Annotated in this window: 20 protein-coding genes; 9 read left to right on the top strand and 11 right to left on the bottom strand. The window is 65.5% G+C overall.

The genetic code is table 11. The features are described 5' to 3' along the window. Positions 1-4 precede the first annotated feature (4 nt). The 5 genes from H3H51_RS03035 (at position 5) to H3H51_RS03015 (ending at position 5668) form a co-directional block, all read left to right on the top strand. Positions 5-1447 (top strand): aldehyde dehydrogenase family protein, encoded by a 1443-nt coding sequence (locus tag H3H51_RS03035; protein ID WP_183087537.1) that lies wholly within the window; start codon positions 5-7, stop codon positions 1445-1447. A gap of 83 nt (positions 1448-1530) precedes the next feature. Next, positions 1531-2874 (top strand): glucarate dehydratase, encoded by a 1344-nt coding sequence (gudD, locus tag H3H51_RS03030; RefSeq protein ID WP_183087536.1) that lies wholly within the window; start codon positions 1531-1533, stop codon positions 2872-2874. Between the two features lie 74 nt (positions 2875-2948). Further along, positions 2949-3128, top strand: coding sequence for a hypothetical protein (locus H3H51_RS03025; RefSeq protein WP_183087535.1), 180 nt, complete (start codon positions 2949-2951; stop codon positions 3126-3128). 25 nt (positions 3129-3153) lie between these two features. Next, positions 3154-4710 (top strand): galactarate dehydratase, encoded by a 1557-nt coding sequence (gene garD / locus H3H51_RS03020; RefSeq protein WP_183087534.1) that lies wholly within the window; start codon positions 3154-3156, stop codon positions 4708-4710. A 19-nt stretch (positions 4711-4729) separates the two neighbouring features. Beyond that, positions 4730-5668 carry a 2-hydroxyacid dehydrogenase gene (locus tag H3H51_RS03015; protein WP_183087533.1) on the top strand — a complete coding sequence of 313 codons (939 nt, stop codon included), beginning with the start codon at positions 4730-4732 and terminating at the stop codon, positions 5666-5668. 168 nt (positions 5669-5836) lie between these two features. On the opposite strand, the gene H3H51_RS03010 is transcribed toward H3H51_RS03015, so the two are convergent. The 7 genes from H3H51_RS03010 to H3H51_RS02980 all read right to left on the bottom strand — a co-directional run bounded on the left by H3H51_RS03010 (position 5837) and on the right by H3H51_RS02980 (position 14034). Next, positions 5837-6949, bottom strand: a complete 1113-nt coding sequence (locus H3H51_RS03010; protein WP_183087532.1) for a GGDEF domain-containing protein — start codon at positions 6947-6949, stop codon at positions 5837-5839. Between the two features lie 171 nt (positions 6950-7120). Then, positions 7121-8359: an OprD family porin gene (locus H3H51_RS03005; RefSeq protein ID WP_183087531.1), complete on the bottom strand. Its 1239-nt coding sequence runs from the start codon at positions 8357-8359 to the stop codon at positions 7121-7123. A 552-nt stretch (positions 8360-8911) separates the two neighbouring features. Next, entirely contained in the window at positions 8912-9229 is a 318-nt protein-coding gene (locus H3H51_RS03000; protein ID WP_183087530.1) for a DUF2388 domain-containing protein, read from the bottom strand. A 91-nt stretch (positions 9230-9320) separates the two neighbouring features. Next, the gene (locus H3H51_RS02995; protein ID WP_183087529.1) at positions 9321-9767 is read right to left on the bottom strand and encodes an NfeD family protein; all 447 of its coding nucleotides are present in this window, start codon (positions 9765-9767) and stop codon (positions 9321-9323) included. After that, the gene (locus H3H51_RS02990; protein WP_183087528.1) at positions 9764-10684 is read right to left on the bottom strand and encodes an SPFH domain-containing protein; all 921 of its coding nucleotides are present in this window, start codon (positions 10682-10684) and stop codon (positions 9764-9766) included. The genes H3H51_RS02995 and H3H51_RS02990 overlap by 4 nt, the downstream gene beginning before the upstream one ends. A 164-nt stretch (positions 10685-10848) precedes the next feature. Then, on the bottom strand, positions 10849-12633 hold the full coding sequence (locus H3H51_RS02985; protein ID WP_183087527.1) for a GspE/PulE family protein: 1785 nt from the start codon (positions 12631-12633) through the stop codon (positions 10849-10851). A 36-nt stretch (positions 12634-12669) separates the two neighbouring features. Continuing rightward, positions 12670-14034, bottom strand: coding sequence for a CYTH domain-containing protein (locus H3H51_RS02980; protein ID WP_183087526.1), 1365 nt, complete (start codon positions 14032-14034; stop codon positions 12670-12672). A gap of 137 nt (positions 14035-14171) precedes the next feature. On the opposite strand from H3H51_RS02980, the gene argE reads away from it, so the two are divergent. Next, on the top strand, positions 14172-15320 hold the full coding sequence (gene argE / locus H3H51_RS02975; protein ID WP_183087525.1) for an acetylornithine deacetylase: 1149 nt from the start codon (positions 14172-14174) through the stop codon (positions 15318-15320). A gap of 106 nt (positions 15321-15426) precedes the next feature. Further along, positions 15427-16725 (top strand): amino-acid N-acetyltransferase, encoded by a 1299-nt coding sequence (gene argA, locus H3H51_RS02970; RefSeq protein ID WP_183087524.1) that lies wholly within the window; start codon positions 15427-15429, stop codon positions 16723-16725. A 147-nt stretch (positions 16726-16872) separates the two neighbouring features. Here argA and rmf read toward each other — a convergent pair whose 3' ends face one another. The 4 genes from rmf to H3H51_RS02950 form a co-directional block, all read right to left on the bottom strand. Then, positions 16873-17082, bottom strand: a complete 210-nt coding sequence (gene rmf / locus H3H51_RS02965) for a ribosome modulation factor (RefSeq protein WP_183087523.1) — start codon at positions 17080-17082, stop codon at positions 16873-16875. A gap of 158 nt (positions 17083-17240) precedes the next feature. After that, a complete protein-coding gene (gshA, locus tag H3H51_RS02960) occupies positions 17241-18827 on the bottom strand; it encodes a glutamate--cysteine ligase (protein WP_183087522.1) in 1587 nt (528 codons plus the stop codon). A gap of 192 nt (positions 18828-19019) precedes the next feature. Then, complete coding sequence (locus H3H51_RS02955) at positions 19020-19406, bottom strand: PaaI family thioesterase (protein ID WP_183087521.1); 387 nt, start codon at positions 19404-19406, stop codon at positions 19020-19022. A gap of 3 nt (positions 19407-19409) precedes the next feature. Beyond that, a complete protein-coding gene (locus H3H51_RS02950; protein ID WP_183087520.1) occupies positions 19410-21743 on the bottom strand; it encodes a Tex family protein in 2334 nt (777 codons plus the stop codon). Between the two features lie 184 nt (positions 21744-21927). Between H3H51_RS02950 and ompR the strand changes: the two genes are divergently transcribed. Together ompR and H3H51_RS02940 are read left to right on the top strand one after the other, a co-directional pair. Next, on the top strand, positions 21928-22659 hold the full coding sequence (ompR, locus tag H3H51_RS02945; protein ID WP_183087519.1) for an osmolarity response regulator transcription factor OmpR: 732 nt from the start codon (positions 21928-21930) through the stop codon (positions 22657-22659). Positions 22660-22762: 103 nt separating this feature from the next. Continuing rightward, positions 22763-24076 carry an ATP-binding protein gene (locus H3H51_RS02940; RefSeq protein ID WP_183087518.1) on the top strand — a complete coding sequence of 438 codons (1314 nt, stop codon included), beginning with the start codon at positions 22763-22765 and terminating at the stop codon, positions 24074-24076. Positions 24077-24280: the final 204 nt, after the last annotated feature.

Raw genomic sequence — 24280 nt, 5'->3', positions numbered from 1 at the left:
CCTCGTGGCAGATAGCAAGCGTTACGACAATTACATCGGTGGCGAGTGGGTCGCCGGTGCCAGCTATTCGGCGAACATCAACCCGTCCGATCTTGCTGACGTGGTGGGTGAATATGCCCAGGCCGACGCCGCCCAGGTGGCGCAGGCCATCGAGGCCGCGCGCGCCGCGTTCCCGGCCTGGTCGACATCGGGGATCCAGGCCCGTAGCGATGCGCTGGACAAGGTCGGCAGCGAAATCCTCGCCCGCCGCGAGGAGCTCGGCAGCCTGCTGGCCCGGGAAGAGGGCAAGACCCTGCCCGAAGCCATCGGCGAAGTCAGCCGCGCCGGCAACATCTTCAAGTTCTTCGCCGGTGAGTGCCTGCGCCTGGCCGGTGAGATCCTGCCGTCGGTGCGTCCGGGCGTATCGGTGGAAGTCACCCGCGAGCCGCTGGGCGTGGTCGGCCTGATTACCCCGTGGAACTTCCCGATCGCCATCCCCGCCTGGAAGGTTGCCCCGGCTCTGGCCTACGGCAACTGCGTGGTGCTCAAACCGGCGGATCTGGTACCGGGCTGCGCCTGGGCGATTGCCGAAATCATCTCCCGCGCCGGCTTCCCGGCCGGCGTGTTCAACCTGGTGATGGGCAGTGGCCGGGTAGTGGGTGAAGCCATCGTCGGTGACAAGCGCGTCGATGGCATCAGCTTCACCGGTTCGGTCGGCGTGGGTCGCACCATTGCCGCCAACTGCGTGGCCCGTGGCGCCAAGGTCCAGCTGGAGATGGGCGGCAAAAACCCGCAGGTGATCCTCGACGACGCGGACCTGAAACTGGCGGTCGAGTTGGCGGTGCAGAGCGCCTTCTATTCCACGGGCCAGCGTTGCACGGCGTCCAGTCGGCTGATCGTCACTGCGGGCATCCACGACAGGTTTGTCGAGGCGGTGGCCGAGCGGATGAAATCGATCAAGGTCGGCCACGCCCTCAAGGCCGGTACCGACATCGGCCCGGTGGTCTCCCAGGCTCAGCTCGACCAGGACCTGCGCTACATCGGCATCGGTCAGGACGAGGGTGCGCGCCTGGTCAGCGGTGGTGGTCTGGTGACCTGCGACACCGAAGGGTACTTCCTCGCGCCGACGCTGTTTGCCGACAGCACCGCCGAGATGCGCATCAGCCGTGAGGAAATCTTCGGCCCGGTGGCCAACGTGGTGCGCGTGGCGGACTACGAGGCCGCGCTGGCCATGGCCAACGACACCGAATTCGGCCTCTCCGCCGGGATCGCCACCACCTCGCTGAAGTACGCCAACCACTTCAAGCGTCATGCCCAGGCCGGCATGGTCATGGTCAATCTGCCCACTGCCGGGGTCGATTACCACGTGCCGTTCGGTGGCCGCAAAGGCTCGTCCTACGGCTCGCGCGAGCAGGGTCGCTACGCGGCGGAGTTCTACACCACGGTGAAGACCACTTACATCGGCTAACCCCGAATCCGGCGCCTGCCAACCCGGGCGCCGGCTCCAGACTGCATTGATCCCCTCCCGTACAACAATAAAAGGGAACGGCAATGAACACAGTGTCACCTGCGCAAACCCCGCGCATCACCGAGTTGCTCGTGGTCCCGGTCGCCGGCCAGGACAGCATGCTGCTCAACCTGAGCGGTGCCCACGGCCCGTTCTTTACACGCAATATCCTGATTCTCAAGGACGATGCCGGGCGCATCGGCCTGGGTGAAGTTCCCGGTGGCGAGCGCATTCGCCAGACCCTGGAAGACGCTCGCAGCCTGGTCGTCGGCCAGCCGATCGGCCAGTACAACGCGCTGCTCAATCGCGTGCGCCAGACCTTCGCCGAGCGTGATGCCGGTGGCCGCGGCCTGCAGACCTTCGACCTGCGCATTACCATCCATGCGGTGGCTGCGCTGGAGTCGGCCCTGCTCGACTTGCTCGGGCAGTTCCTCGAGGTGCCCATGGCCGCCCTGCTCGGTGAAGGCCAGCAGCGTGACGAAGTGGAGATGCTCGGTTATCTGTTCTACATCGCCGACAAGGACGCCACCGACCTCGATTACCGCGACGAGCGCGAGGCCGGCGACGCCTGGTTCCGCGAGCGTAATCGCACCGCCATGGATGCCGAGGCCATCGTCCGCCAGGCCGAGGCGGCCCATGCGCGCTACGGCTTCCACGACTTCAAGCTGAAGGGCGGTGTGCTCAGCGGCGAACAGGAGGTCGAGGCGATCCGCGCCCTGGCCGCACGCTTCCCGCAGGCACGTATCACCCTCGACCCCAACGGTGCCTGGTCGCTCAAGCAGGCCGTTGCGCTGTGCCGCGACCTGCACGGGGTACTGGCGTATGCCGAAGACCCGTGCGGGGCCGAGAACGGTTACTCCGGGCGCGAAGTGCTGGCCGAGTTCCGCCGTGCCACCGGCTTGCCCACGGCCACCAACATGATCGCCACGGACTGGCGGCAGATGGTGCATACGGTGCAGCAGCAGTCGGTGGATATTCCCCTCGCCGATCCGCATTTCTGGACCCTCAGCGGTTCGGTACGGGTCGCTCAGTTGTGCAACGACTGGGGCCTGACCTGGGGCTCGCACTCGAACAACCACTTCGACATTTCCCTGGCGATGTTCACCCAGGTCGCCGCCGCGGCGCCGGGGCGGATCACTGCCATCGACACCCACTGGATCTGGCAGGACGGCCAGTACCTGACCCGCGAGCCGCTGCAGATCGTCGGCGGCAAGGTCAAGGTGCCCACGCGTTCAGGCCTGGGTGTGGAGCTGGACTGGGACGCCTTGGCGCGCGCCCATGAGTTGTACCAGCAGAAGGGCTTGGGCGCGCGTGACGATGCCATCGCCATGCAGTACCTGATTCCTGGCTGGACGTTCGACAACAAGCGTCCCTGCCTGGTGCGCTGAAGCTGTGGCGACGCCGTGCCACTGCGGTGGCGCGGCGCCAGCCGGACAACGACCCCGATAAGAACAAACATGCTGTGCAAGACCTGCGCTACCTGATCCTGATCAGTGCCACGGGGTCGTTCAAGTGGGCGCTGGTCTTCGTTGGCAAGATTCAGCGCTTGGACCTCAAGGATGACCCCAGCCAGGGCGGTGCCCGGCGCAGCGATGAATCCGCAACCGAGTCCACGGGCGGCCACCGCCTGGTTTCCGCCTGACGCATTAGCCAGAAGAGCCTGAATCATGCAGTTGATCCCGCACCAAGATTCGCCGCGCTACATCCGCCTGCATCCGTCTGACAATGTCGGCGTGGTGGTCAATGAGCAGGGTGTCGCCAAGGGTGGCCGTTTCGCCGATGGCCTGGAAGCTGTCGAAGGTATCCCGCAGAGCCACAAGGTGGCGCTGCAGGACATTGCCGTGGACGGCGAGGTGGTGCGCTATGGCGAAGTCATCGGCTATGCCCTGGAACCCATTGCGGCCGGGCGCTGGGTTACCGAGGCGCAGTTGCGCATGCCCGCCGCGCCGGCGCTGGACAACCTGCCCAAGGCCACCTTGCCGGCACCTGCTGTCGAGCCGCTGGAGGGCTACACCTTCGAGGGCTTCCGCAACCCGGACGGCACGGTCGGCACGCGCAATATTCTCGGCGTGACCACCACCGTGCAGTGCGTGGTGGGTGTGCTGGGGCATTGCGTCGAGCGTGTGCGCAAGGAGCTGTTGCCGCGCTACCCGCATGTCGACGATGTGGTGGCGCTGTCCCACAGCTACGGCTGTGGTGTGGCGATCAACGCGCCGGATGCGGTGGTGCCGATTCGTACCCTGTACAACATCAGCCGCAACCCCAATCTCGGCGGCCAGGCCCTGGTCATCAGCCTCGGTTGCGAGAAGCTGCAGGCCAGCCAGTTGATGGACGGCGATGCGCTGACCCATGGCATGGACGAGGAGGATTGGCTGTTTCGCCTGCAAGATTCCAGCAGCGGCTTTGCCGGCATGGTCGAGCAGATCATGGCGATGATCGAGGAGCGTCTGAAGGTGCTGAACCAGCGCCGCCGCGAGACGGTGCCGGCGGCCGAGCTGGTGGTCGGCATGCAGTGCGGGGGCAGCGATGCGTTCTCCGGGATCACCGCCAACCCGGCGCTGGGCGTCGCCGCCGACCTGCTGGTGCGTGTCGGGGCCACGGTGATGTTTTCCGAGAACACCGAGGTGCGTGACGGCATTCACCTGCTTACCCCGCGCGCCGCCAGTGTCGAGGTGGCCGATGCGCTGATCCGCGAGATGGAGTGGTACGACCGTTACCTGGAACGCGGCATGGCTGATCGCAGCGCCAACACCACGCCGGGCAACAAGAAGGGCGGGCTCAACAACATCGTCGAAAAGGCCATGGGCTCGATCGCCAAGTCCGGCTCCAGCGCCATTGCCGGGGTGGTTTCGCCCGGCGAGCGGATTCGCGGCAAGGGTTTGTATTACTGTGCCACGCCGGCCAGCGATTTCATCTGTGGCACCCTGCAGATCGCTGCCGGGATGAACCTGCACATCTTCACTACCGGTCGCGGCACGCCCTACGGCCTGGCCATGGTGCCGGTGATCAAGGTGGCCACGCGCACCCAGCTGGCCGAGCGCTGGCCGGACCTGATCGACGTCGATGCCGGGCAGATCACCTCCGGGCGCATGACCCTGGAGGAAATGGGCTGGCATATCTTCCAGCTCTATCTGGACGTGGCCAGCGGCAAGCAGCAGACCTGGGCGGAAAAGCACAAGCTGCACAACGACCTGACCCTGTTCAACCCGGCACCGGTGACTTGAGTCGAACCAGGAGGATGAGATGAGTGCTGTGCGTATCGTGCATGTCGGCCCGCTGACCGAGCGTTTCAATCAGCGCCTGTTGCAGGGGCGTGATGTGGTGCAGTTGTGGCAACAGGCGGATGCCCTGGGTTATCTCGCCGAGCACGGCGCGCAGTTCGAGGTGCTGGTGACGTCGGCGCGCTTCGGTTGCAGCGCCGCGCTGCTTGAGTGCCTGCCTAACCTGCGGGCGATCTGCAGCTTTGGTGTCGGCTACGACGCCATCGCGGTGGAGGTCGCACGCCAGCGCGGCATCGCCATCAGCACCACGCCGGATGTGCTCAACGACTGCGTGGCCGACCTGGCCATGGGCCTGGTCATCGACACCGCCCGGCAATTGCCGGCGGCCGATCGTTTCGTGCGTGAGGGCCGCTGGCTGGCGGGGCATTACCCGCTGACGCGCAAGGTCAGCGGCAAGCGCCTGGGCATCGTCGGCCTGGGCCGCATCGGCAAGGACATTGCCCGGCGCGCGGAGGGGTTCGCCATGCCGGTGCGCTACCACAACCGCCGCGCCGACCCGAGCAGCGACTATGGCTATGAAGCGGACCTGCTGGCCCTGGCGCGCTGGGCGGATTTCCTGGTGCTGGCCTGCCCGGGTGGTGCGGCCACCCATCACCTGATCGACGCCGCTGTGCTGGAAGCGCTGGGGCCACAGGGCATCCTGATCAATATCTCCCGCGGCAGCGTGGTCGACCAGCCGGCGCTGGTGGCGGCCTTGCTGGCCGGTACGCTGGGAGGCGCCGGGCTGGATGTGTTCGAGGCCGAGCCCAGGGTGCCGGAGGCCTTGTTCAGTTTGCCCAACGTGGTGCTGTTGCCGCATGTCGGCAGCGGCACCGAGGAAACCCGCCTGCAGATGGAGGAACTGGTGTTGGCCAACCTGCAGGCCTTTATCGATAACGGTGAGCTGCTGACCCCGCTCTGACGCTCACCGCCCGCATATGAGGGGGCGCCACTGGGGCGCACCGTCATATCCGCATCGCTGCCACAAGCGGCGATCCGGCCCCCCACACTGGTTGTACTGAATGGATTGCAATAAAGGCGCACCACAAGTGCGCCTTCTTTTTGCCTGCAGAACGGGCCGGCGGCCGAGTCAGGGCTCCTGGCGCGTGGCCTCGGCCGCTGTGCGGGCCTGCACGGGGGATTCGTCGGCGCCATTGATCAGGCAGTTACGCCCCTGATGCTTGCCGCTGTAGAGGCGCCGGTCGGCGCAGCGATAGAGCTCGTCGGTGCTGTAGCCGTCGGTGGGCCATTCGGCCAGGCCGAAGGTGGCGGATAGCGCGATGGGCTGCCCGCCGTAGCTCAGCGGGTTGTCGACGATATGCTGGCGCAACTGCTCCACCAGGCGCGTGGCGCTGGCGTTATCGGTGTTGCGCAGGAGGAGGCCGAACTCCTCGCCGCCCAGCCGGCCCAGGCTATCGGTCACGCGCAGGCGGTCGAGCAGTTGCTCGCAGACATGGCAGAGCGCGTGATCGCCGGCGTCGTGCCCCCAGCGGTCGTTGACGCTCTTGAAGTGGTCGATGTCCATCAACACCAGAACCAGCCGGTTGTGGCTGCGCTCGGCCTCCTGGATGGCGCGCAGCAGGGAGCGCTTGAAGCTGCCGCGGCTGGTCACCCCGGTCAGCGGGTCGGTCTGGGCCTGGTATTCGAGCTGCTGGTAGGCCTGCGCGCGGCGCGATTCGTAGAGGTGCACGAAGACGATGATCAGCACGCCGCAGAGGATCGCATTGCCGATGTCGATCAGCCCGGCGGCATCCAGCGGCAGGTCGTAGCGGACGAAGTACAGCAGCATGGCGACGCAGATAAACGGCAGCGTCAGCAGTGCGCCGCGCCGTTTGCCCAGCAGCAGGTAGGACAGCAGTGGCATCAGGTAGGTCCAGGTGAAGGCGGTGGCCGACGCCCTGGGCATGAGGATGATGTAGATCAGGAAGCAGAAGGTCGGCACCAGGTACAGGTAGATCCACAGCTCCAGCCGCCGGGCCTGCAGGATGCCGCGCGAACCCCACAGCAAGACGCTGCAGGCCAGCAGCTCGAAGCTGGCGAAGAGGTAATTGTCGGCAAGAAACTGCAGGATCGAGAAGCAACCGAGGGTCAGGCCGGTGGCGCTCAGGATCAGGCTCATCAGCGAGCGCCGGCCACTTTCTTCCAGGCCGGTGAGGCTGATCTCGTGGTTCCCTCGGGGAGAGGGCTGGCGGTTCGGCTTCATACGGTTCTGCTCTGGCGCGTGATGCGGTCAGGGTAAGGGTGGATGACGACTGCTTGACGATAGCATTCGCCGCGCGGATCCGGTGCCTTGGGCCTGCGGCAAAAAAAGACCCGTCACAGGGACGGGTCGCAAGGGCTGCTGGAGCAACCGAGGAATAGTGTCGCGGTAGCGTTACAGGATGGAGAGCGGGTAGTTGAAGATGATGCGGTTCTCGTCGAAGCTCTTGCCGTCTACCCAGTCCTTGCGCAGCGTCGAGTTGCGCCATTTGACGCTGAGGCTCTTGAAGGTGCCGCTCTGGATCACGTAGGCCAGCTCGGACTCGCGGCCCCACTCCTTGCCATCGTCGACTGCGCCGGCATGCACGTTGTCGCCGCTGATGTAGCGGTTCATCAGGGTCAGGCCAGGTGCGCCAACGCCGGCGAAGTTGAAGTCGTGGCGCACTTGCCAGGAGCGTTCTTCGGGGTTGTCGTAGCTGTTGTTGAAGCTGTCGTTGGCCAGGGTGCCGCCACTGGTGCCGTTGACGCGCATCCAGGCGCTGTCGCCGCTGAGCTTCTGCAGGCCGACGTAGAAGGTGTTGTTGCCGTATTTGGCCGAGAGCAGCCCGTAGGCGGTCTTGTTGTCCAGATCGCCGGCCAGCTGGTTGCCGTCTTCCTTGCCGATGAAGTAGCCGAGGTTTGCGCCCAGGGTCCAGTCGCCCACGGGCTGGCTGTGCACCAGGTTGTAGAACTGCTGCTGGTAGATGTCTTCCAGCTCGGCGTACCAGACGCCAACCAGGGTGCGCTTGTCGTTGAAGCTGTACTCGCCACCGGCGAAGTTGAAGCGATCCGACTCGGCGCCGCCGAAGTTCATGTCCTCCATGCTGCCGTCGTTGCGCGGGCTGTTTTGGCGGAACTGGCCGCCGTAGAGGCTCAGGTTGGTGATTTCCTGGGAGGTCAGCTGGGCACCCTCGAAGGTCTGCGGCAGCGAGCGCCCGTCGTCTGAACGCAGGATCGGCAGCACGGGCATCCACTCACCGACCTTCAGTTCGGTGTTCGACAGTTTCATCTTGCCGGCTACGGCCAGGCGGCCCCAGTCGTCGGCTGGGCGGCCATCGTCGTGGGTCGGAATCAGTTGGGTGCCGGCGGTGCCGCGCCCCCCGTCGAGCTTGATCGACATCAGGCCCAGGGCGTCCACGCCGAAGCCCAGCGGGCCCTGGGTGTAGCCGGATTTGGCGTCGAAGATAAAGTTCTGCGTCCACTCCTCGGCATAGTTCTGCGCCGAGGGGCCAACGAAGTTACGGTTCATGTAGTAGTTGCGCAGGTTCAGGGAAACCTTGGCGTCTTCGACGAAGCCGGCGGCCTGTACGGCAATGGACAGCGGGGCAAGCGTGGCGCCGATCAGGGCGCTGCAGAGGGCGGTGCGAGCTTTCATTGTTGTTGTGCTCCTTTTTTCTGGCGATAGCCATCCCCCTGCAGGCCGTTGCGGGCTCGCATTGTGCGGAGGGACGAGTGGTGCCCTGGGCTCAGGGCGTGAGCCGGCCACAAGGCGTAGGCCGGCGCATTGGCCGACTAGCCGTCGGCGAATCCGATGGGTGTTCGATGGCGCGGAGGCAGGCACAGCCAGATGCAGGCGGCGTGCGAGGGCGGCGCGAGTGGAGAGATAACCATCTGCCAGGCGGTGGTGCGGATACTGATCATGGCTGAGCCCTGATGTTGTCTCTTATTTTTGTATTGTTATACGTCGTCGTACAACATGTGCCGGATTATCAGCACCGCTCAGAGACATTGTCAACGCTGTTTTCGCCTGAATAGCAGTCGTGCCGCAGTGTGCGTGAATTAAGTGCTGAACGCAGAGCCTTCGCTGGGTTGGCTATTAGCCCTTAGTTGTACGATAACAAGGGGCGTGGCCCGTTTAGAGTTGGGCTGCAGGCCTGTAGGTGTGCGGCTGGCTTGTGCCTCTAGCTGTCTGTTGAACAACGACCTGCTAGCGCGGCAGATCGCCCGGTTCGGCGACCAGCAGCGCCTGGGCCAGTTGTTCATCGCTGGCCTGCTGCTGCGGATGCGCGGCGCGCCACTGTTCGATGGCCGCCTGCAGGTGCACCCCACGGATGTCGCCGTTGCTGGCGACAAAGGCGCCGGCGTCTTCCTGGGCCGCGACTAGCAGCTTGTGGTCTTTGAAGGTGGAGTAGGTCGAGGCGGTCGTCGCCCCTGAGGAGAGGATTTGGCGCAGGGTATCGTCAGCCCAGCTCGGGGTGCTGAGAGACAACAGGGCAAGGCTGCCCCAGAGCAATGATGGACGCATAACGGCAGGCTCCTTGGTGAGATGGCCTACCTGTTATGAGCGGGCGCTGGCGCGCTGAGTTCCACCGAATCGCCAGCACCCATTGGCCTGCCTAGAGGGGCTCTACCTTGAGCAGCACGCCGTCCTGGCCGGTTACACGCACCTCGCTTCCAACGGGCAGGTCCGCGCCGATCACCAGCCACAGGCTATCGCCGGCCCTGATCTTGCCGCGCCCGCCGATGATCGCTTCGTGCAGGACGAAGGTACGGCCGATCAGCTCGCTGCCACGCTGGTTCAGCCCCGGCTGCGCCGAGACTTTGCTACCCGCGCGCTGTCGCTGCCACCAGAACACGGCGGTGAGCACCGAGAGCAGGCCGAACAGGACGAACTGCAGGGCCCAGGGCAGCGCCGGGAACAGGTAGGTGAGCACGCCGACGCTAGCGGCGGCGATGCCGATCCACAGCAGGTAGCCGCCGGCACCGAACACTTCGAGGATCAGCAGCAGGGTGCCCAGCGCCAGCCAATCCCAATAGGACAGGTGCTGCAGGTAGGCGATCATGCTTGCTTGTCACCGAAGGTGGCCTTCACGATTTCGCCGATGCCGCCGACCGCGCCGATCACCTGGCTGGCTTCCAGCGGCATCAGGATCACCTTGCTGTTGTTGGCGCTGGCCAGGTTGCCGAGTGCCTCGATGTACTTCTGCGCGACGAAGTAGTTGACCGCCTGCACGTTGCCCGCGGCGATCGCCTCGGACACCATGCGTGTGGCTTCGGCCTCGGCCTGGGCGGCGCGCTCGCGGGCCTCGGCTTCGAGGAAGGCGGCGGCGCGCTGGCCTTCGGCCTTGAGGATGTCGCCCTGCTTCTGTCCTTCGGCGGTGAGGATCGCCGCAGCGCGCTGACCTTCGGCTTCGAGGATCTGCGCCCGCTTGATCCGCTCGGCTTTCATCTGTCCGGACATGGCGGCCATCAGGTCGGCTGGCGGGCTGATGTCCTTGATCTCGATGCGGGTGATCTTGATGCCCCAGGGCGCGGTGGCTTCATCCACGGTCTTGAGCAGGCGCTCGTTGATCGCGTCACGCTGGCCGAGCATGGCGTCCAGCTCCATGGAACCGAGCACGGTACGGATGTTGGTCATCACCAGGTTGCGGATGGCGTGCTCGAGGTTGTTCACCTCGTAGGCGGCCTGGGCGGAGTTGATGATCTGGAAGAAGCAGATGGCGTCGATCTGCACCGTGGCGTTGTCGGCGGTGATGACTTCCTGCGGCGGGATATCCAGCACGCTTTCCATGACGTTGAGCTTGCGGCCGATCTGGTCCATCACCGGAACGATGATGTTGAGGCCCGGCTTGAGCGTGTTGGTGTAGCGACCGAAGCGCTCCACCGTCCACTCGTAGCCCTGCGGCACGACCTTGAAGCCCATGAACACCACGGCCACGGCCAGGCCGACAAACAGGAACAGTACGCCACCGATTTCCATTTCAAATCTCTCCACATTGCTTGTGATTGAGCCGGCATCTAAGCACAGCCGGCAGGGCCCTGCATGCGCCAAGCGTTGCCGGGCATTGCTTGGTAGCCCGGACTTCAGTCCGGGAATTGGCGCGCTACCCCGGACTGAAGTCCGGGCTACGGCCATGGGCCAACCTACTTCTGCTCGCTCTGCGGGGTGACCCGCAGCACTTCCTCGATGGTGCTGAGGCCCGCGGCGACCTTTTGCGCGCCGGACAGGCGCAGGCTGCGCATGCCGTCCTTGAAGGCATGGCGGCGCAGGGCGACCAGGTCGGTGTCGGCGGTGATCAGCGGTTTGATCGCATCGTTGAGCAGCATGATTTCGTAGACCCCGGCGCGGCCACGGTAGCCGGTATCGCGGCATTCCAGGCAGCCGACGGCGCGGTGCGCGCCGGTCGGCAGCGGTGCGCTCCACGGCTTGGTCAGGCTCTGCCAGTCGTCCTCGCTGATCTGCACCGGCTCCTTGCAGTGCGGGCACAGGGTACGCACCAGGCGCTGGGCCATGACGCCGAGGATGGTGGCCTTGAGCAGGTAGTGCGGCACGCCCAGTTCGAGCAGGCGCGAGATGGCGCTGGGCGCATCGTTGGTGTGCAGGGTGGAGAGCACCAGGTGGCCGGTGAGCGCCGCCTGGATCGCCATTTCCGCGGTTTCCAGGTCGCGAATCTCGCCGACCATGATGATGTCTGGGTCCTGGCGCATCAGCGCGCGTACGCCGTTGGCGAAGGTCAGGTCGATGTTGTGCTGCACCTGCATCTGGTTGAAGGCGCCTTCGATCATCTCGATCGGGTCTTCGATGGTGCAGACGTTCACTTCCTGGGTCGCCAGCTGCTTGAGCGTGGTGTACAGGGTGGTGGTCTTGCCCGAGCCGGTGGGGCCGGTGACCAGGATGATGCCGTTGGGCTGGCTGGTCATGCCTTCCCAGCGACGCAGGTCGTCGGGGGAGAAGCCGAGCTGGTCGGGGCTTTTCAGCAGTACTTCCGGGTCGAAGATGCGCATCACCATCTTCTCGCCGAAGGCGGTGGGCAGGGTCGACAGGCGCAGCTCGACCTCGCCGCCGTCCGGGGTCTTGGTCTTGATCCGGCCGTCTTGCGGTTTGCGCTTCTCGGCCACGTTCATCCGCCCAAGGCTCTTCAAGCGGCTGACCACCGCCATGGTCACCTGCGGCGGGAACTGGTAGACGTTGTGCAGCACGCCGTCGATGCGAAAGCGCACGGTGCCGGCTTCGCGGCGCGGCTCGATATGGATGTCACTGGCGCGCTGCTGGTAGGCGTACTGGAACAACCAGTCGACGATGTTGACGATGTGCGCGTCGTTGGCGTCCGGTTCCTGGTCGCTGGCGCCGAGGCTGAGCAGTTGTTCGAAGTTGCCGATGCCGCTGACCTTCTGATCATTGGCGGAGGCGCCGCTGACCGAACGGGCCAGGCGGTAGAACTCGGTGGTGAAACGCTGCAGGTCGACCGGGTTGACCACCACGCGCTTGATCGGGCGTTTCAGTACGTGGATCAGGTTGGTTTCCCAGCCGTGCACGAACGGCTGCGCGCTGGCGATGGTCACCGCTTCGCTGTCCACCGCCACGGCGAGGATCTTGTGCCGTTGGGCGAAGGCATAGGACATCAGCGGGGTGACGGCGGCGACGTCGATCTTCAGCGGGTCGATGCGCAGATAGGGCTGCCCGGCATGGCTGGCCAGCCACACGGTGAGGCCTTCCAGGTCATGCTTCTTGCCCGGCCGCATCAGGTCGTCGATCTGTTGCGCGGCGAGGAACTCCAGCGGGTGCATCTGCGCGTTGCCCGAGCTGCGGCGCAGCATCAGGCACTGTTCGGCGTTTTCCTGGGAGACCCGGCCCTGGGCCACCAGCTCACGCAGGATGTCGTTGAGATCCAGCCAGCGATCCTGGGCAGGTGAAGCTAGAGCGGACATGGGACTCCCTATGAACTCGGCGGTGGGCTGCGCAGTTTATTTCAACAGCTGTTTCCAGGGCTTGAGCGTGGCCACAGTATGGGCCTGAGCTACGCGGGCGGCCAACACCTCGGGGTCCAGCGGCTGCTGGGCCAGTTCGTGCAGCTTGCTCATCTCGCCGTACAGGCGATCGAGTTCCGGCACGTCGAGAATCTGCCGGGCCAGGTGCAGCCAGACCTGGATGCGTTCGATACGCGGCAACTGCTCGGCAAGGTCTTCCGGCTGCTGCTGGTAGCGCTTGAGTTGCAGTGCTGCGCCTTCTTCGGCGAACAGGTGTGGCAGCCAGTTGCCCAGCACGGCAGCGCCCTGGCGGGTGCCGCGGGCGTTGCGCTCGACGGTCCAGGCGCGTGCCAGCAGCCAGCGCGACAGGGTCAGCGAGAACAGGCCCCAGCGGTTGCCCTGCAACTCGGCGGCGAACAGTGCCGGCGCGTTGTGGCGCAGGCTGTCGTCGTGCTGACCGGCGAGCAGGCGCGGGCGCCAGTCGGCCAGCAGGGCGTCCAGTGCTTCGCGCAGTTCATGGCTGGAGGCGCGTGGCGCGGCCTGGCCGAGGCTGCCGATCAGGGCGCGCAGCTCCACCAGTTTTTCCAGCCACTGGCTGAGCAGCTTCCAATGGCCATTGAAGCGGTATTGCTCGGCCAGGCGCTGGCTGCTGCCGAGCAGGTGCCAGGCGAGGGCAGTGAAGCCATCGTCGAGGCTCTGTTCGGGATTCAGTTCCGGAGCCGGCAGGCTCAGGCTGTAGCTGCCGGAGTCGAACAGGCGGTAGCCGCGCTCGGCCTTGCTGATGTCGCACGGCATCAGCGGCAGGTCGGCCGCCAGCTCGGCGGCGAGTTCCAGCAGGGCAGCCGGGTCGCCTTCACGCAGCTCCAGTTCCAGCTCGCAGATTTCCTCTTCGCCTTCGCCCGCGATCACCTTGCCCAGGTCGAGGGCCGCTTCGATGACCACCTTGGCCTTGCCACGGCCCCAGGCGATCTCGGCCTTCTGGCGGACGAAGTCGGTGGTGAACAGCGGCTTGAGCTGCTTTTTGTCCAGCTCGGCCAGGCTGGCGGGCCAGCACTCGTCGGTGAGTTTCTTGGTGTCCAGCTTGGCTTTCTGCAGGTACCAGTCCCACTCGTTGCGTTCGGACAGCCCGGCCACGCTCTGGCCGCGGGTCTTCAGGGTCTGGATGAACTGCTCGCCGTCGCGGCGCAGGCGCAGCGCGACTTTGGCCTGAGCCAGATCGCGCTCCGGGGTGTCGAAGTACTGGTTGAACAACTCGCGCTGCTCCCAGCCCGACTTGTTGCGCTTCTTCAGCAGCGGGTGGTCGCGCAGGGCGGCAAGGGTTTCGCGGCTGACGCGCAGCTTGATTTCGGTTTCTTTGTTCATGGGGAGGGGCATTCGGACGCAGCGCGGAGATGGCTGCCAGTGCCGTGCAGTTTACAGGACAAGGCGCCGGCGCGCCGCGCTGGCGGTTTCGTCGGGGCGTACATGGCCCTATGATGGACTTCTCAAGGAGAAAGCCGATGCCATTGCCCAGTCTCAAGGAACAGTTTTCCGCGCTGATCGCCACGCCATCGGTGAGCTGCACCCAGCCCAACTGGGATCAGTCCAATCGCGCGGTGATCGACCTGCTGGCCGGCTGGCTCGGCGACCTGGGCTTCGCCTGCGAGATCCAGGAGGTCGCGCCGGGCAAGGCCAACCTGCTGGCCACCTACGGCAGCGGCCCCGGTGGCCTGGTGTTGGCCGGGCACAGCGATACGGTGCCGTTCGATGCGGCGCTGTGGCAGAGCGATCCACTCAAACTGACCGAACAGGGCGACCGCTGGATCGGCCTCGGCGTGTGCGACATGAAAGGCTTCTTCCCGCTGGTGATCGAGGCGGTGCGCACGCTGCTCGACCAGCCCTTCCGCCAGCCGCTGCTGATTCTCGCCACTTGCGACGAGGAAAGTTCGATGTCGGGCGCCCGCGCCCTGGCCGATGCCGGCAAGCCGCTGGGGCGCGCGGCGGTGATTGGCGAGCCGACCGGGCTCAAGCCGATCCGCCTGCACAAGGGGGTGATGATGGAGCGCATCGACATCCTCGGCCAGAGCGGCCATTCCTCCGACCCGAGCCTCGGCCACAGCGCCCTGGAAGCCATGCACGACGCCATGGGTGAGCTGCGCAACCTGCGCGCGCAGTGGCAGCGAGAGTTCAGCAACCCGCAGTTCAGCGTGCCGCAGCCGACCCTCAACCTCGGCTGCATCCACGGCGGTGACAATCCCAACCGTATCTGTGGCCAGTGCTCGCTGGAGTTCGACCTGCGCCCGCTGCCAGGCATGGACCCGGAACAGCTGCGCGCGGCGATCCGCAGCAAGTTGCAGCCGCTGGCCGAGCGGCATCAGGTGAAGATCGATTTCGCCCCACTGTTCGCCAACGTGCCGCCCTTCGAACAGAGCGCCGATTGCGAGCTGGTGCGCCTGGCGGAGAAGCTGACCGGGCATACGGCGCAGTCGGTGGCATTTGGCACCGAAGCGCCGTATCTTCAGCAGCTTGGTTGCGAGACCATCGTCCTCGGCCCCGGCGATATCGCCTGTGCCCACCAGCCGGGCGAGTTTCTCGAACTGGCGCGCCTGGATCCCACGGTGCGTTTGCTGCGCCAACTGATTCAACATTATTGCCTGTTACCTATCTGAGCCATGAAGGAGCTCCTGATGTTGCGACGAAGCTAGGTCGATTCCCTCTTCCCCTGGCGGGGAGACTTTCCATCGCTCGTCCATCCATCGTTCGACAGGCTTTTACATGCACGACTACGTCAACTGGCTTCGCCACGCTACGCCCTATATCAACGCCCACCGGGACTGCACCTTCGTGGTCATGCTGCCCGGCGAAGGCGTCGAGCACCCGAATTTCGGCAATATCGTCCACGACCTGGTGCTGCTGCACAGCCTCGGCGTGCGCCTGGTGCTGGTGCACGGCTCGCGCCCGCAGATCGAGGCGCGCCTGGCCGACCGCGGCCTGACGCCGCGCTACCACCACAACCTGCGCATCACCGACGGGCCGACCCTGGAATGCGTGATCGATGCCGTCGGCCAGCTGCGCATCGCCATCGAGGCGCGCCTGTCGATGGATATCGCCGCCTCGCCGATGCAGGGCTCGCGTTTGCGCGTGACCGGCGGCAACTTCGTCACCGCACGGCCGATCGGTGTGCTCGATGGCGTCGACTATCACCACACCGGCGAAGTGCGCCGGGTCGACCGCAAGGGCATCAACCGTCTGCTCGACGAGCGCAGCATCGTGCTGCTGTCGTCGCTCGGCTACTCGCCCACCGGGGAAATCTTCAACCTGGCCTGCGAAGACGTCGCCACCCGCGCCGCTATCGACCTGCAGGCCGACAAGCTGTTGCTGTTCAGTGCCGAGCGCGGCCTGCTCGACGAGAGCGGCAAGCTGGTCCGTGAGCTGCGCCCGCAGCAGGTGCCGGCGCACCTGGCGCGGCTCGGCGCGTGCTACCAGTCCGAGCTGCTGGATGCCGCCGCCCAGGCCTGCCGCGCGGGGGTCAAACGCAGCCATATCGTCAGCTACATGGACGACGGCTCGCTGCTCACCGAGCTGTTCACCCGTGACGGTGGCGGCACCCTGGTCGACCAGGAACAGTTCGAATCGCTGCGCGAGGCGACCATCGAGGACGTCGGCGGGCTGATCGACCTGATCACCCCACTGGAGGACCAGGGCATCCTGGTGCGCCGTTCGCGCGAAGTGCTGGAGCGCGAGATCGAGCAGTTCAGCATCGTCGAGCGCGACGGCCTGATCATCGCCTGCGCCGCGCTGTACCGCATCGCCGACTCGGATGCCGGCGAGCTGGCCTGTCTGGCAGTGAACCCGGAATACCGGCATGGCGGTCGTGGCGACGAGTTGCTGGAACGCATCGAGGAACGGGCCCGCGAGCAGGGCTTGAAGACCCTCATCGTGCTCACCACGCGCACCGCCCACTGGTTCCAGGAGCGCGGCTTCGGACCCAGCAGCGTCGAACGCCTGCCCGCGGCCCGTGCCTCGCTGTACAACTACCAGCGCAATTCGAAGATCTTCGAAAAGGCCCTTTAGGCCAATACTGTAGGAGCCAGCTTGCTGGCGATCGCGGCCCCGTGCGGGTAATGGATCGCCAGCAAGCTGGCTCCTACAAGGTTTGGCAAGAGGTGTTGGTAATGAAGAAGGGCCGCTATTGCGGCCCTTTTTTATGGGTTCGGTGACTCAGGCGCTGCGGCGCTGGTGCAGTTTGAACTGCTCGTTGCCATCGTCCCAGCCGGCTTCCCAGGCCGCCGCCATGACCTCGGCGGGGTAGGGTTGCAGGTGTTGCGGTTGGCCCGTGAGGCCGCTCATGTAGCCTTGCTGATACGCCTTGTTCAGGCTTTCCAGGCTCCAGTGGCTGTCTTCATGGTCGTGTTCGTCGGGCGGCGTCATGGGCTTCGCCAAGGCGGGTTTTCCACACAGGTTAGCCCTCGCCGGCGCTAGCCGCGTGCCATTGGTCAGTGGCGAACGGTCGAGCTGGCGGATTTGTGACGGGCTGCCCTTATTGGCTTCGCCCGTCAGTCATCTCGTTGATTTCAAACACCTAGGTCTTAAACGCCAATGCCGAGAATGCTGGCCTGGTAGGCCGCGACGAAGGTGTCGAAGTCGCCCGGCTCGGCGCTCTCCAGCTCGGCCTGCTCGTCCAGTGACTGGCGCGCCATGGCCACGAAAGCGGCCTGTTCCTCGGCACTTAGCGGTTGCGCGCGGAAGTTTGCCGCGTGCTCCTTGCTGTGGCGCAGGGCCAGGGCGCGGAAGCTTTCGCCGGTATCGCGCAGCTCGGCCAGCACGCGGGCCGACGGGGTTTGCGCGGGGTCATCGACTTTGCGCTGCTGCAGGTGCAGGGCGGTCTGGAAAGCATCGCCGCCGTGGGCGCGGTCGAGCAGCTCGGCAATCGGCGCGAAGCGGTCGAGCAGCTCGGTGGCCCACACCTTGAGTTCCACCTGCTGGCCTTCGCGCTGCAGATGCAGGCCCGGGCGGCGACCTTCCTTGACCGTCTTGAGGAAGTTTTCGGTGCTGGCACGGCAGACGTCGCCGCCCAGCAGCGGGCTTTCTTCCAGGGCGCAGAAGAGGATGAAGGCGTCGAGGAAGCGCGCCTGGTCGAGGTCGATGCCCAGCGGCAGGTAGGGGTTGATATCCAGGCAGCGCACTTCCACGTACTGCACGCCGCGGCTCATCAGGGCCTGGATCGGGCGCTCGCCCGAATAGGTGACGCGCTTGGGGCGGATGCTCGAGTAGTACTCGTTTTCGATCTGGATGATGTTGGTGTTGAGCTGCAGCCATTCGCCGGCGGCGTTCTTGGTGCCGATCTCGGCATAGGCCGGGTAGGGCGTGGCCACCGCCGAGCGCAGGCTTTCGGTGTAGCTGGCCAGGTCGTTGTAGCAAGGTGTCAGGCCGGCCTGGGCATTGCTCTGGTAGCCCAGGTCGCTCATGCGCAGGCTGGTGGCGTACGGCAGGAACAGGGTGTCGGCATCGAGCTGCTGCAACTGGTGCGGACGGCCACGCAGGAAGCTGGCGTCCAGCGCTGGCGAGGCGCCGAACAGGTACATCAGCAGCCAGCTGTAGCGGCGGAAGTTGCGGATCAACGCGATGTAGCTGGCCGACTGGTAGTCGCGCGGGCTCTGGCTGTCGCCGTCGAGTTGCTGCAACAGTGGCCACAGGCCTTCGGCCAGGCTGAAGTTGTAGTGGATGCCGGCGATGCATTGCATGGTCTTGCCGTAACGCAGGGCCAGGCCCTGGCGGTAGACGTACTTGAGGCGGCCGATGTTGGAGTTGCCGTAGCGGGCGATCGGGATGTCCGCTTCATCCGGCAGCAAGCCGGGCATCGACGGGCTCCACAGGTATTCGCCGTCCAACTGGCTGCTGGCGAAACGGTGGATGCGTTCGAGGTCGGCGATGGTCGCCGCCGCGTCGGGCTCGGCCGGGGTGATGAACTCCAGCAGCGATTCGGAATAGTCGGTGGTGATCTGCGGGTGGGTCAGGGCCGAACCCAGGGCGCGTGGGTGTTCACTCTGCGCCAGGCTGCCGTCGGCGCTGACGCGCAGGCATTCGCGTTCGATGCCGTGCAGGTTGCGGGTCAGCAGGGGCAGGGCGGCAGCATCGCCGAGCAACGCCAGGCGGCGGGAGAAAAGCTCGCTCAAGATGGTGATTCCTTTACTCGACGGTCGCCCTTATATGGGGGTGGATCTGTCGCTTACAAGTCGGAACGCGGAGTGGCCGGGTGGCCTGACCGGAAAGGAGGATGCGCCGACAGCGGGTGTCGACGCAATCCTGGCGCTAGCTGGCGGGGGTGTAGGGCGGGTGAAACCCGCGCCAGTGGCAGCGCGGATCAATTACTTGCAGATAAACGTGGCCTGGGCCGTGGCGATCAGCTTGTCGCCTTGCTGCACCTTGGCCTCCAGCACATGTACCTTGCGCCCGGCGTTCAGCACGCGGGCGTTGCAGACGATCTCGCCCTGCTCGACCGCGCGGATGTAGTTGACCTTGCATTCCAGGGTCATGCTGCCGGCCTCGCCGCCGAACAGGCTGTGGCTGGCCTGGCCGAGGGCGGTGTCGATCAGCGAGAACAGCGCGCCGCCGTGCATGCGCCCGTGCAGGTTGAGCAGGTGCTCCTGCATGCTCATGCGCACTTGCGATTCGCCGTTCTCGGCCTTGTCGATGGTCATGCCGAGCAGCTTGCTGAAGTTGCTGTCCTGGCCGACGGGAGAGTTGCTGCTCATGGCTTACTTCCTCAGGTTTTTGGCGTTGGCGAACAGGGCGGCCATGCCGGGATTGGCCGGGGCTGGCTTGTCCTGGCTGGAGTGGCGTTCGCTGCGCGGCTGGTTGCCGCCACGGTTCTGTCCGCCGTTGCCGGGGCGCGCACCGCGCGGGCCGTCGACCTTCTCGCCGGGGGTGTCGCTCATGCGCATGGTCAGGCCGACGCGGTTACGCGGGATGTCCACTTCCATGACTTTCACTTTGACGATGTCGCCGGCCTTGACCACTTCATAGGGGTCTTTGACGAACTTCTCCGACAGCGCGCTGATATGCACCAGGCCGTCCTGGTGCACGCCGATGTCGACGAACGCACCGAAGTTGGTGACGTTGGTCACCACGCCTTCCAGCACCATGCCCGGCTGCAGGTCCTTGAGGGTTTCCACGCCATCCTGGAACTCGGCAGTCTTGAACTCCGGGCGTGGGTCGCGGCCGGGTTTGTCGAGTTCCTTGAGAATGTCGGTGACGGTCGGCAGGCCGAAGCTCTCATCGGTGAACTGCTTGGGATCGAGGCGCTTGAGGAAGCTCGAATCGCCGATCAGCGAGCGGATGTCGCGGCTGGTGCCTTCGGCGATGCGCTGCACCAGGCGGTAGGTTTCCGGGTGCACGCCGGAAGCGTCCAGCGGGTTGTCGCCGTTCATCACACGGAGGAAGCCGGCGGCCTGTTCGAAGGTCTTCTCGCCCAGGCGCGAAACCTTCTTCAGCTCGTCGCGGGTCTTGAACGCGCCGTTGGCGTCGCGGTGGCTGACGATGTTCTGCGCCAGGGTCGCGTTGAGCCCGGAGATGCGTGCCAGCAGGGCGACGGAGGCGGTGTTCACGTCAACGCCGACGGCGTTCACGCAGTCTTCCACTACCGCGTCCAGCGAGCGCGCCAGCTTGAGCTGCGACACGTCGTGCTGGTATTGGCCGACGCCGATGGATTTCGGGTCGATCTTCACCAGCTCGGCCAGTGGGTCCTGCAGGCGGCGGGCGATGGACACGGCGCCGCGCAGCGACACGTCCATGTCCGGGAATTCCTTGGCGGCCAGCTCGGAGGCCGAGTACACCGAGGCGCCGGCTTCGCTGACCATCACCTTGGTCAGCTTGAGGCCCGGCAGCTTCTTGATCAGGTCGGCGGCCAGCTTGTCGGTCTCGCGGCTGGCGGTGCCGTTGCCGATCGAGATCAGGTCGACCGCGTGCTTGGCGCACAGTTTGGCGAGGATCGCCAGGGTGCCGTCCCAGTCATTGCGCGGGGCATGCGGGTAGACGGTGGAGGTTTCCAGGACCTTGCCAGTGGTATCGACCACGGCCACCTTGCAGCCGGTGCGCAGGCCCGGGTCGAGCGCCAGAGTGGCGCGCGGGCCGGCCGGGGCGGCCAGCAGCAGGTCGTGCAGGTTGCGGGCGAAGACGTTGATCGCCTCGTCTTCCGACTTCTCGCGCAGCTCGCTGAACAGGTCGGTTTCCAGGTGGGTGTAGAGCTTGACCTTCCAGGTCCAGCGCACCACTTCGCCCAGCCATTTGTCGGCGGCGCGGCCGCGCTGTTCGACGCCGAAGCGCTCGCCGATCATGCCTTCGCACGGGTGCATGCTGCCCGGCGTCTCGTCGCCGACCTTGAGGCTGGCGCCGAGAATGCCTTCGTTGCGCCCGCGGAAAATCGCCAGGGCGCGGTGCGACGGCACGTTCTTCAGTGGCTCGTCGTGTTCGAAGTAATCGCTGAACTTGGCGCCCTCGGCCTCTTTGCCGGCGACCAGGCGGGCGCTGAGGGTGGCGTTGTCCTTGAGGTAGCTGCGCAGGCGCTCGAGCAGGGTGGCATCTTCGGCGAAGCGTTCCATGAGGATGTACTTGGCGCCTTCGAGCACGGCCTTGACGTCGGCGAAGCCTTTCTCGGCGTCGACGAAGCGTGCGGCCTGTTCTTCCGGGTTCAGCGTTGGGTCGTTGAACAGGCCGTCGGCCAGTTCGCCGAGGCCGGCTTCCAGGGCGATCTGGCCCTTGGTTCGGCGCTTCTGCTTGTACGGCAGGTAGAGGTCTTCCAGGCGCGTCTTGGTGTCGGCCAGGTTGATCTCGCGGGTCAGTTCGGGGGTCAGCTTGCCCTGCTCCTCGATGCTGGCGAGGATCGCGGCGCGACGCTCGTCCAGTTCGCGCAGGTAGCGCAGGCGTTCTTCCAGGTTACGCAGCTGGGTATCGTCCAGGCTGCCGGTAACTTCCTTACGGTAGCGGGCGATGAACGGCACGGTGGAGCCTTCATCGAGCAGCGCCACGGCGGCGGCGACCTGTTGCGGGCGCACGCCCAGTTCTTCGGCGATGCGAGTGTTGATACTGTCCATTTAAAACACCTGACGGAGAACACCAGCCGGCCGCCTCATGAGCGGCCCGGCACGAAAGCGCCGCATTATAAACACCGCTCTGCGAGGCCATGGGCACCGTTCGGGGAAAAATCTGCTAACAATGGGGCAGGCCGCCAATCATCTGTGCTGGGCGATAATGCCGGCACTTCGAATGGGAGAGAACATGAGCAGCACACCTGTAGTGGAAGGCGAGAAAATCCTGATTGTCGACGACGACCCCGGCTTGCGCCGCCTGCTGGAGCGTTTCCTCAGCGAGCAGGGCTACCGCGTGCGCGCGGTGGAGAACGTCGAGCAGATGGACCGCCTGCTGTCCCGCGAACTGTTCCAGCTGCTGGTGCTCGACCTCATGCTGCCGGGCGAAGATGGCCTGTCCGCCTGCCGCCGCCTGCGTGCGGCGAACAATCAGCTGCCGATCATCATGCTCACCGCCAAGGGCGACGAAGCCAGCCGTATCCAGGGGCTGGAAGGCGGCGCCGACGATTACCTGGCCAAGCCATTCAACCCGCGGGAGCTGCTGGCGCGGATCAAGGCCGTGCTGCGCCGTCAGGCGCCCGTGGTGCCGGGCGCGCCGGGCAGCGAGGACGAGAGCGTCAGCTTCGGCGAATACGAGCTGTCCCTGGCCACTCGCGAGCTGAAGAAGGGCGAGGAAGTGCACATGCTCACCACCGGTGAGTTCGCCGTGCTCAAGGCCCTGGTCCAGCATGCCCGCGAGCCGCTGACCCGCGACAAGCTGATGAACCTGGCCCGTGGCCGCGAGTGGGATGCGCTGGAACGCTCCATCGACGTGCAGATTTCCCGTCTGCGCCGGCTGATCGAGCCGGACCCGTCCAAGCCGCGCTATATCCAGACGGTCTGGGGCGTGGGCTACGTGTTCGTGCCGGATGGCAGCAAGTAATTCTGCCTCACGCTCGTTCGGGGTGTTGTAGGAGCCAGCTTGCTGGCGATCCAGCTCATCCCATCGCCAGCAAGCTGGCTCCTACAGGTATCGCGCCGCTCCGATGAAAACCCCGCTGTGGTTCCCGCAAAGCTTCTTCGCTCGCACTCTCTGGTTGGTGCTGGTGGTCGTGCTGTTTTCCAAGGCGCTGACCCTGGTCTACCTGATGATGAACGAAGACATGCTGGTCGACCGCCAGTACAGCCACGGCGCGGCGCTGACCCTGCGGGCATACTGGGCGGCTGACCCGGAAGACCGTGCGCACATCGCCGAGGCGGCCACCCTGCAGCGGGTGGCCCGCGACGAAGTGCCGCCGACCGAACAGCACTGGCCATACTCGGAAATCTTCCTGCGCCAGATGCAAACCGAACTGGGTCCGGACACCGAAGTGCGGGTGCGCGTGCAGAGCCCGCCAGCGCTCTGGGTGCACGCGCCGAGTCTGGGCGATGCCTGGCTCAAGGTGCCGCTCTACCCGCATCCATTGCGTGGGCAGAAGATCTGGACAGTGCTCGGCTGGTTCCTCGGCATCGGCCTGCTGTCTACCGCGGCGGCATGGATATTTGTCCGTCAGCTCAATGCCCCGCTCAAGCGCCTGGTGTTCGCCGCCCGGCAACTGGGCCAGGGCAGCAGCGTGCGCTTGCCGATCAGCGATACGCCCAGCGAGATGACCGAGGTCTACCGGGCCTTCAACCAGATGGCGGAAAACGTCGAGCAGGCTGCCCGCGAGCGCGAGCTGATGCTGGCTGGCGTGTCCCATGACCTGCGCACGCCGCTGACCCGGCTGCGCCTGTCGCTGGAACTGCTCAACAGCGACTCGGACCTGACCGAAGACATGGTGCGTGACATCGAGGACATGGACGCCATCCTCGACCAGTTCCTCGCCTTCATCCGCGACGGCCGCGACGAGACCCCCGAGCCGAGTGACCTCGGCGAGCTGGTGCGCGAAGTGGTGGCACCCTACAACCAGCAGGGCGAACAGGTGCGCCTGTACCTGGAAACGCTGCCGCCGTTCCCGCTGCGCCGGGTGTCGATCAAGCGCCTGCTGGCCAACCTGCTGGACAACGCCCTGCGCTACGGTGGCCAGGGTGTTGAGGTGGTGGCCAACCTGTCCGGCGACTGCAGCGCGCCCTACGTGGTGCTCAGCGTGCTGGATCGCGGCCCGGGTATCGACCCGGCCGAGCAGGGCAACCTGTTCAACCCCTTCATCCGTGGCGACCTGGCGCGGGGCGGCAAGGGCGCCGGCCTGGGCCTGGCCATCGTCAAGCGCATCGCCGCCCTGCACGGCGGCAGCGTCGAGCTGCGCAACCGCTCCGGCGGTGGCTTGGAAGCGCGGATCTGCCTGCCGCTGGGGCTCTTGCTGCCGCGCGATGCCGTATAGACAGCTAAGTGCCTATTTAGGATCTTTTGAGCTAGAGCCAGGCAAGGCGAAATGAGGCGAGGACGCGGAGTTTACAAACCGTAAATGAGCAGTCCGAGCCGCATTTCAACGTAGCATGGCCGACGATCAGAAGGTCCGAGGCAGGCGCTAAGCCGGTGCCTGTCGTCCACTGATCTATGCTCCCCAGGTAGTTCTTCTGAGGTC

This window comes from Aquipseudomonas ullengensis (assembly GCF_014174475.1).
GTDB classification, from domain to species: Bacteria; Pseudomonadota; Gammaproteobacteria; order Pseudomonadales; family Pseudomonadaceae; genus Aquipseudomonas; species Aquipseudomonas ullengensis.
This window is presented reverse-complemented; position numbering and strand designations above follow the sequence as displayed.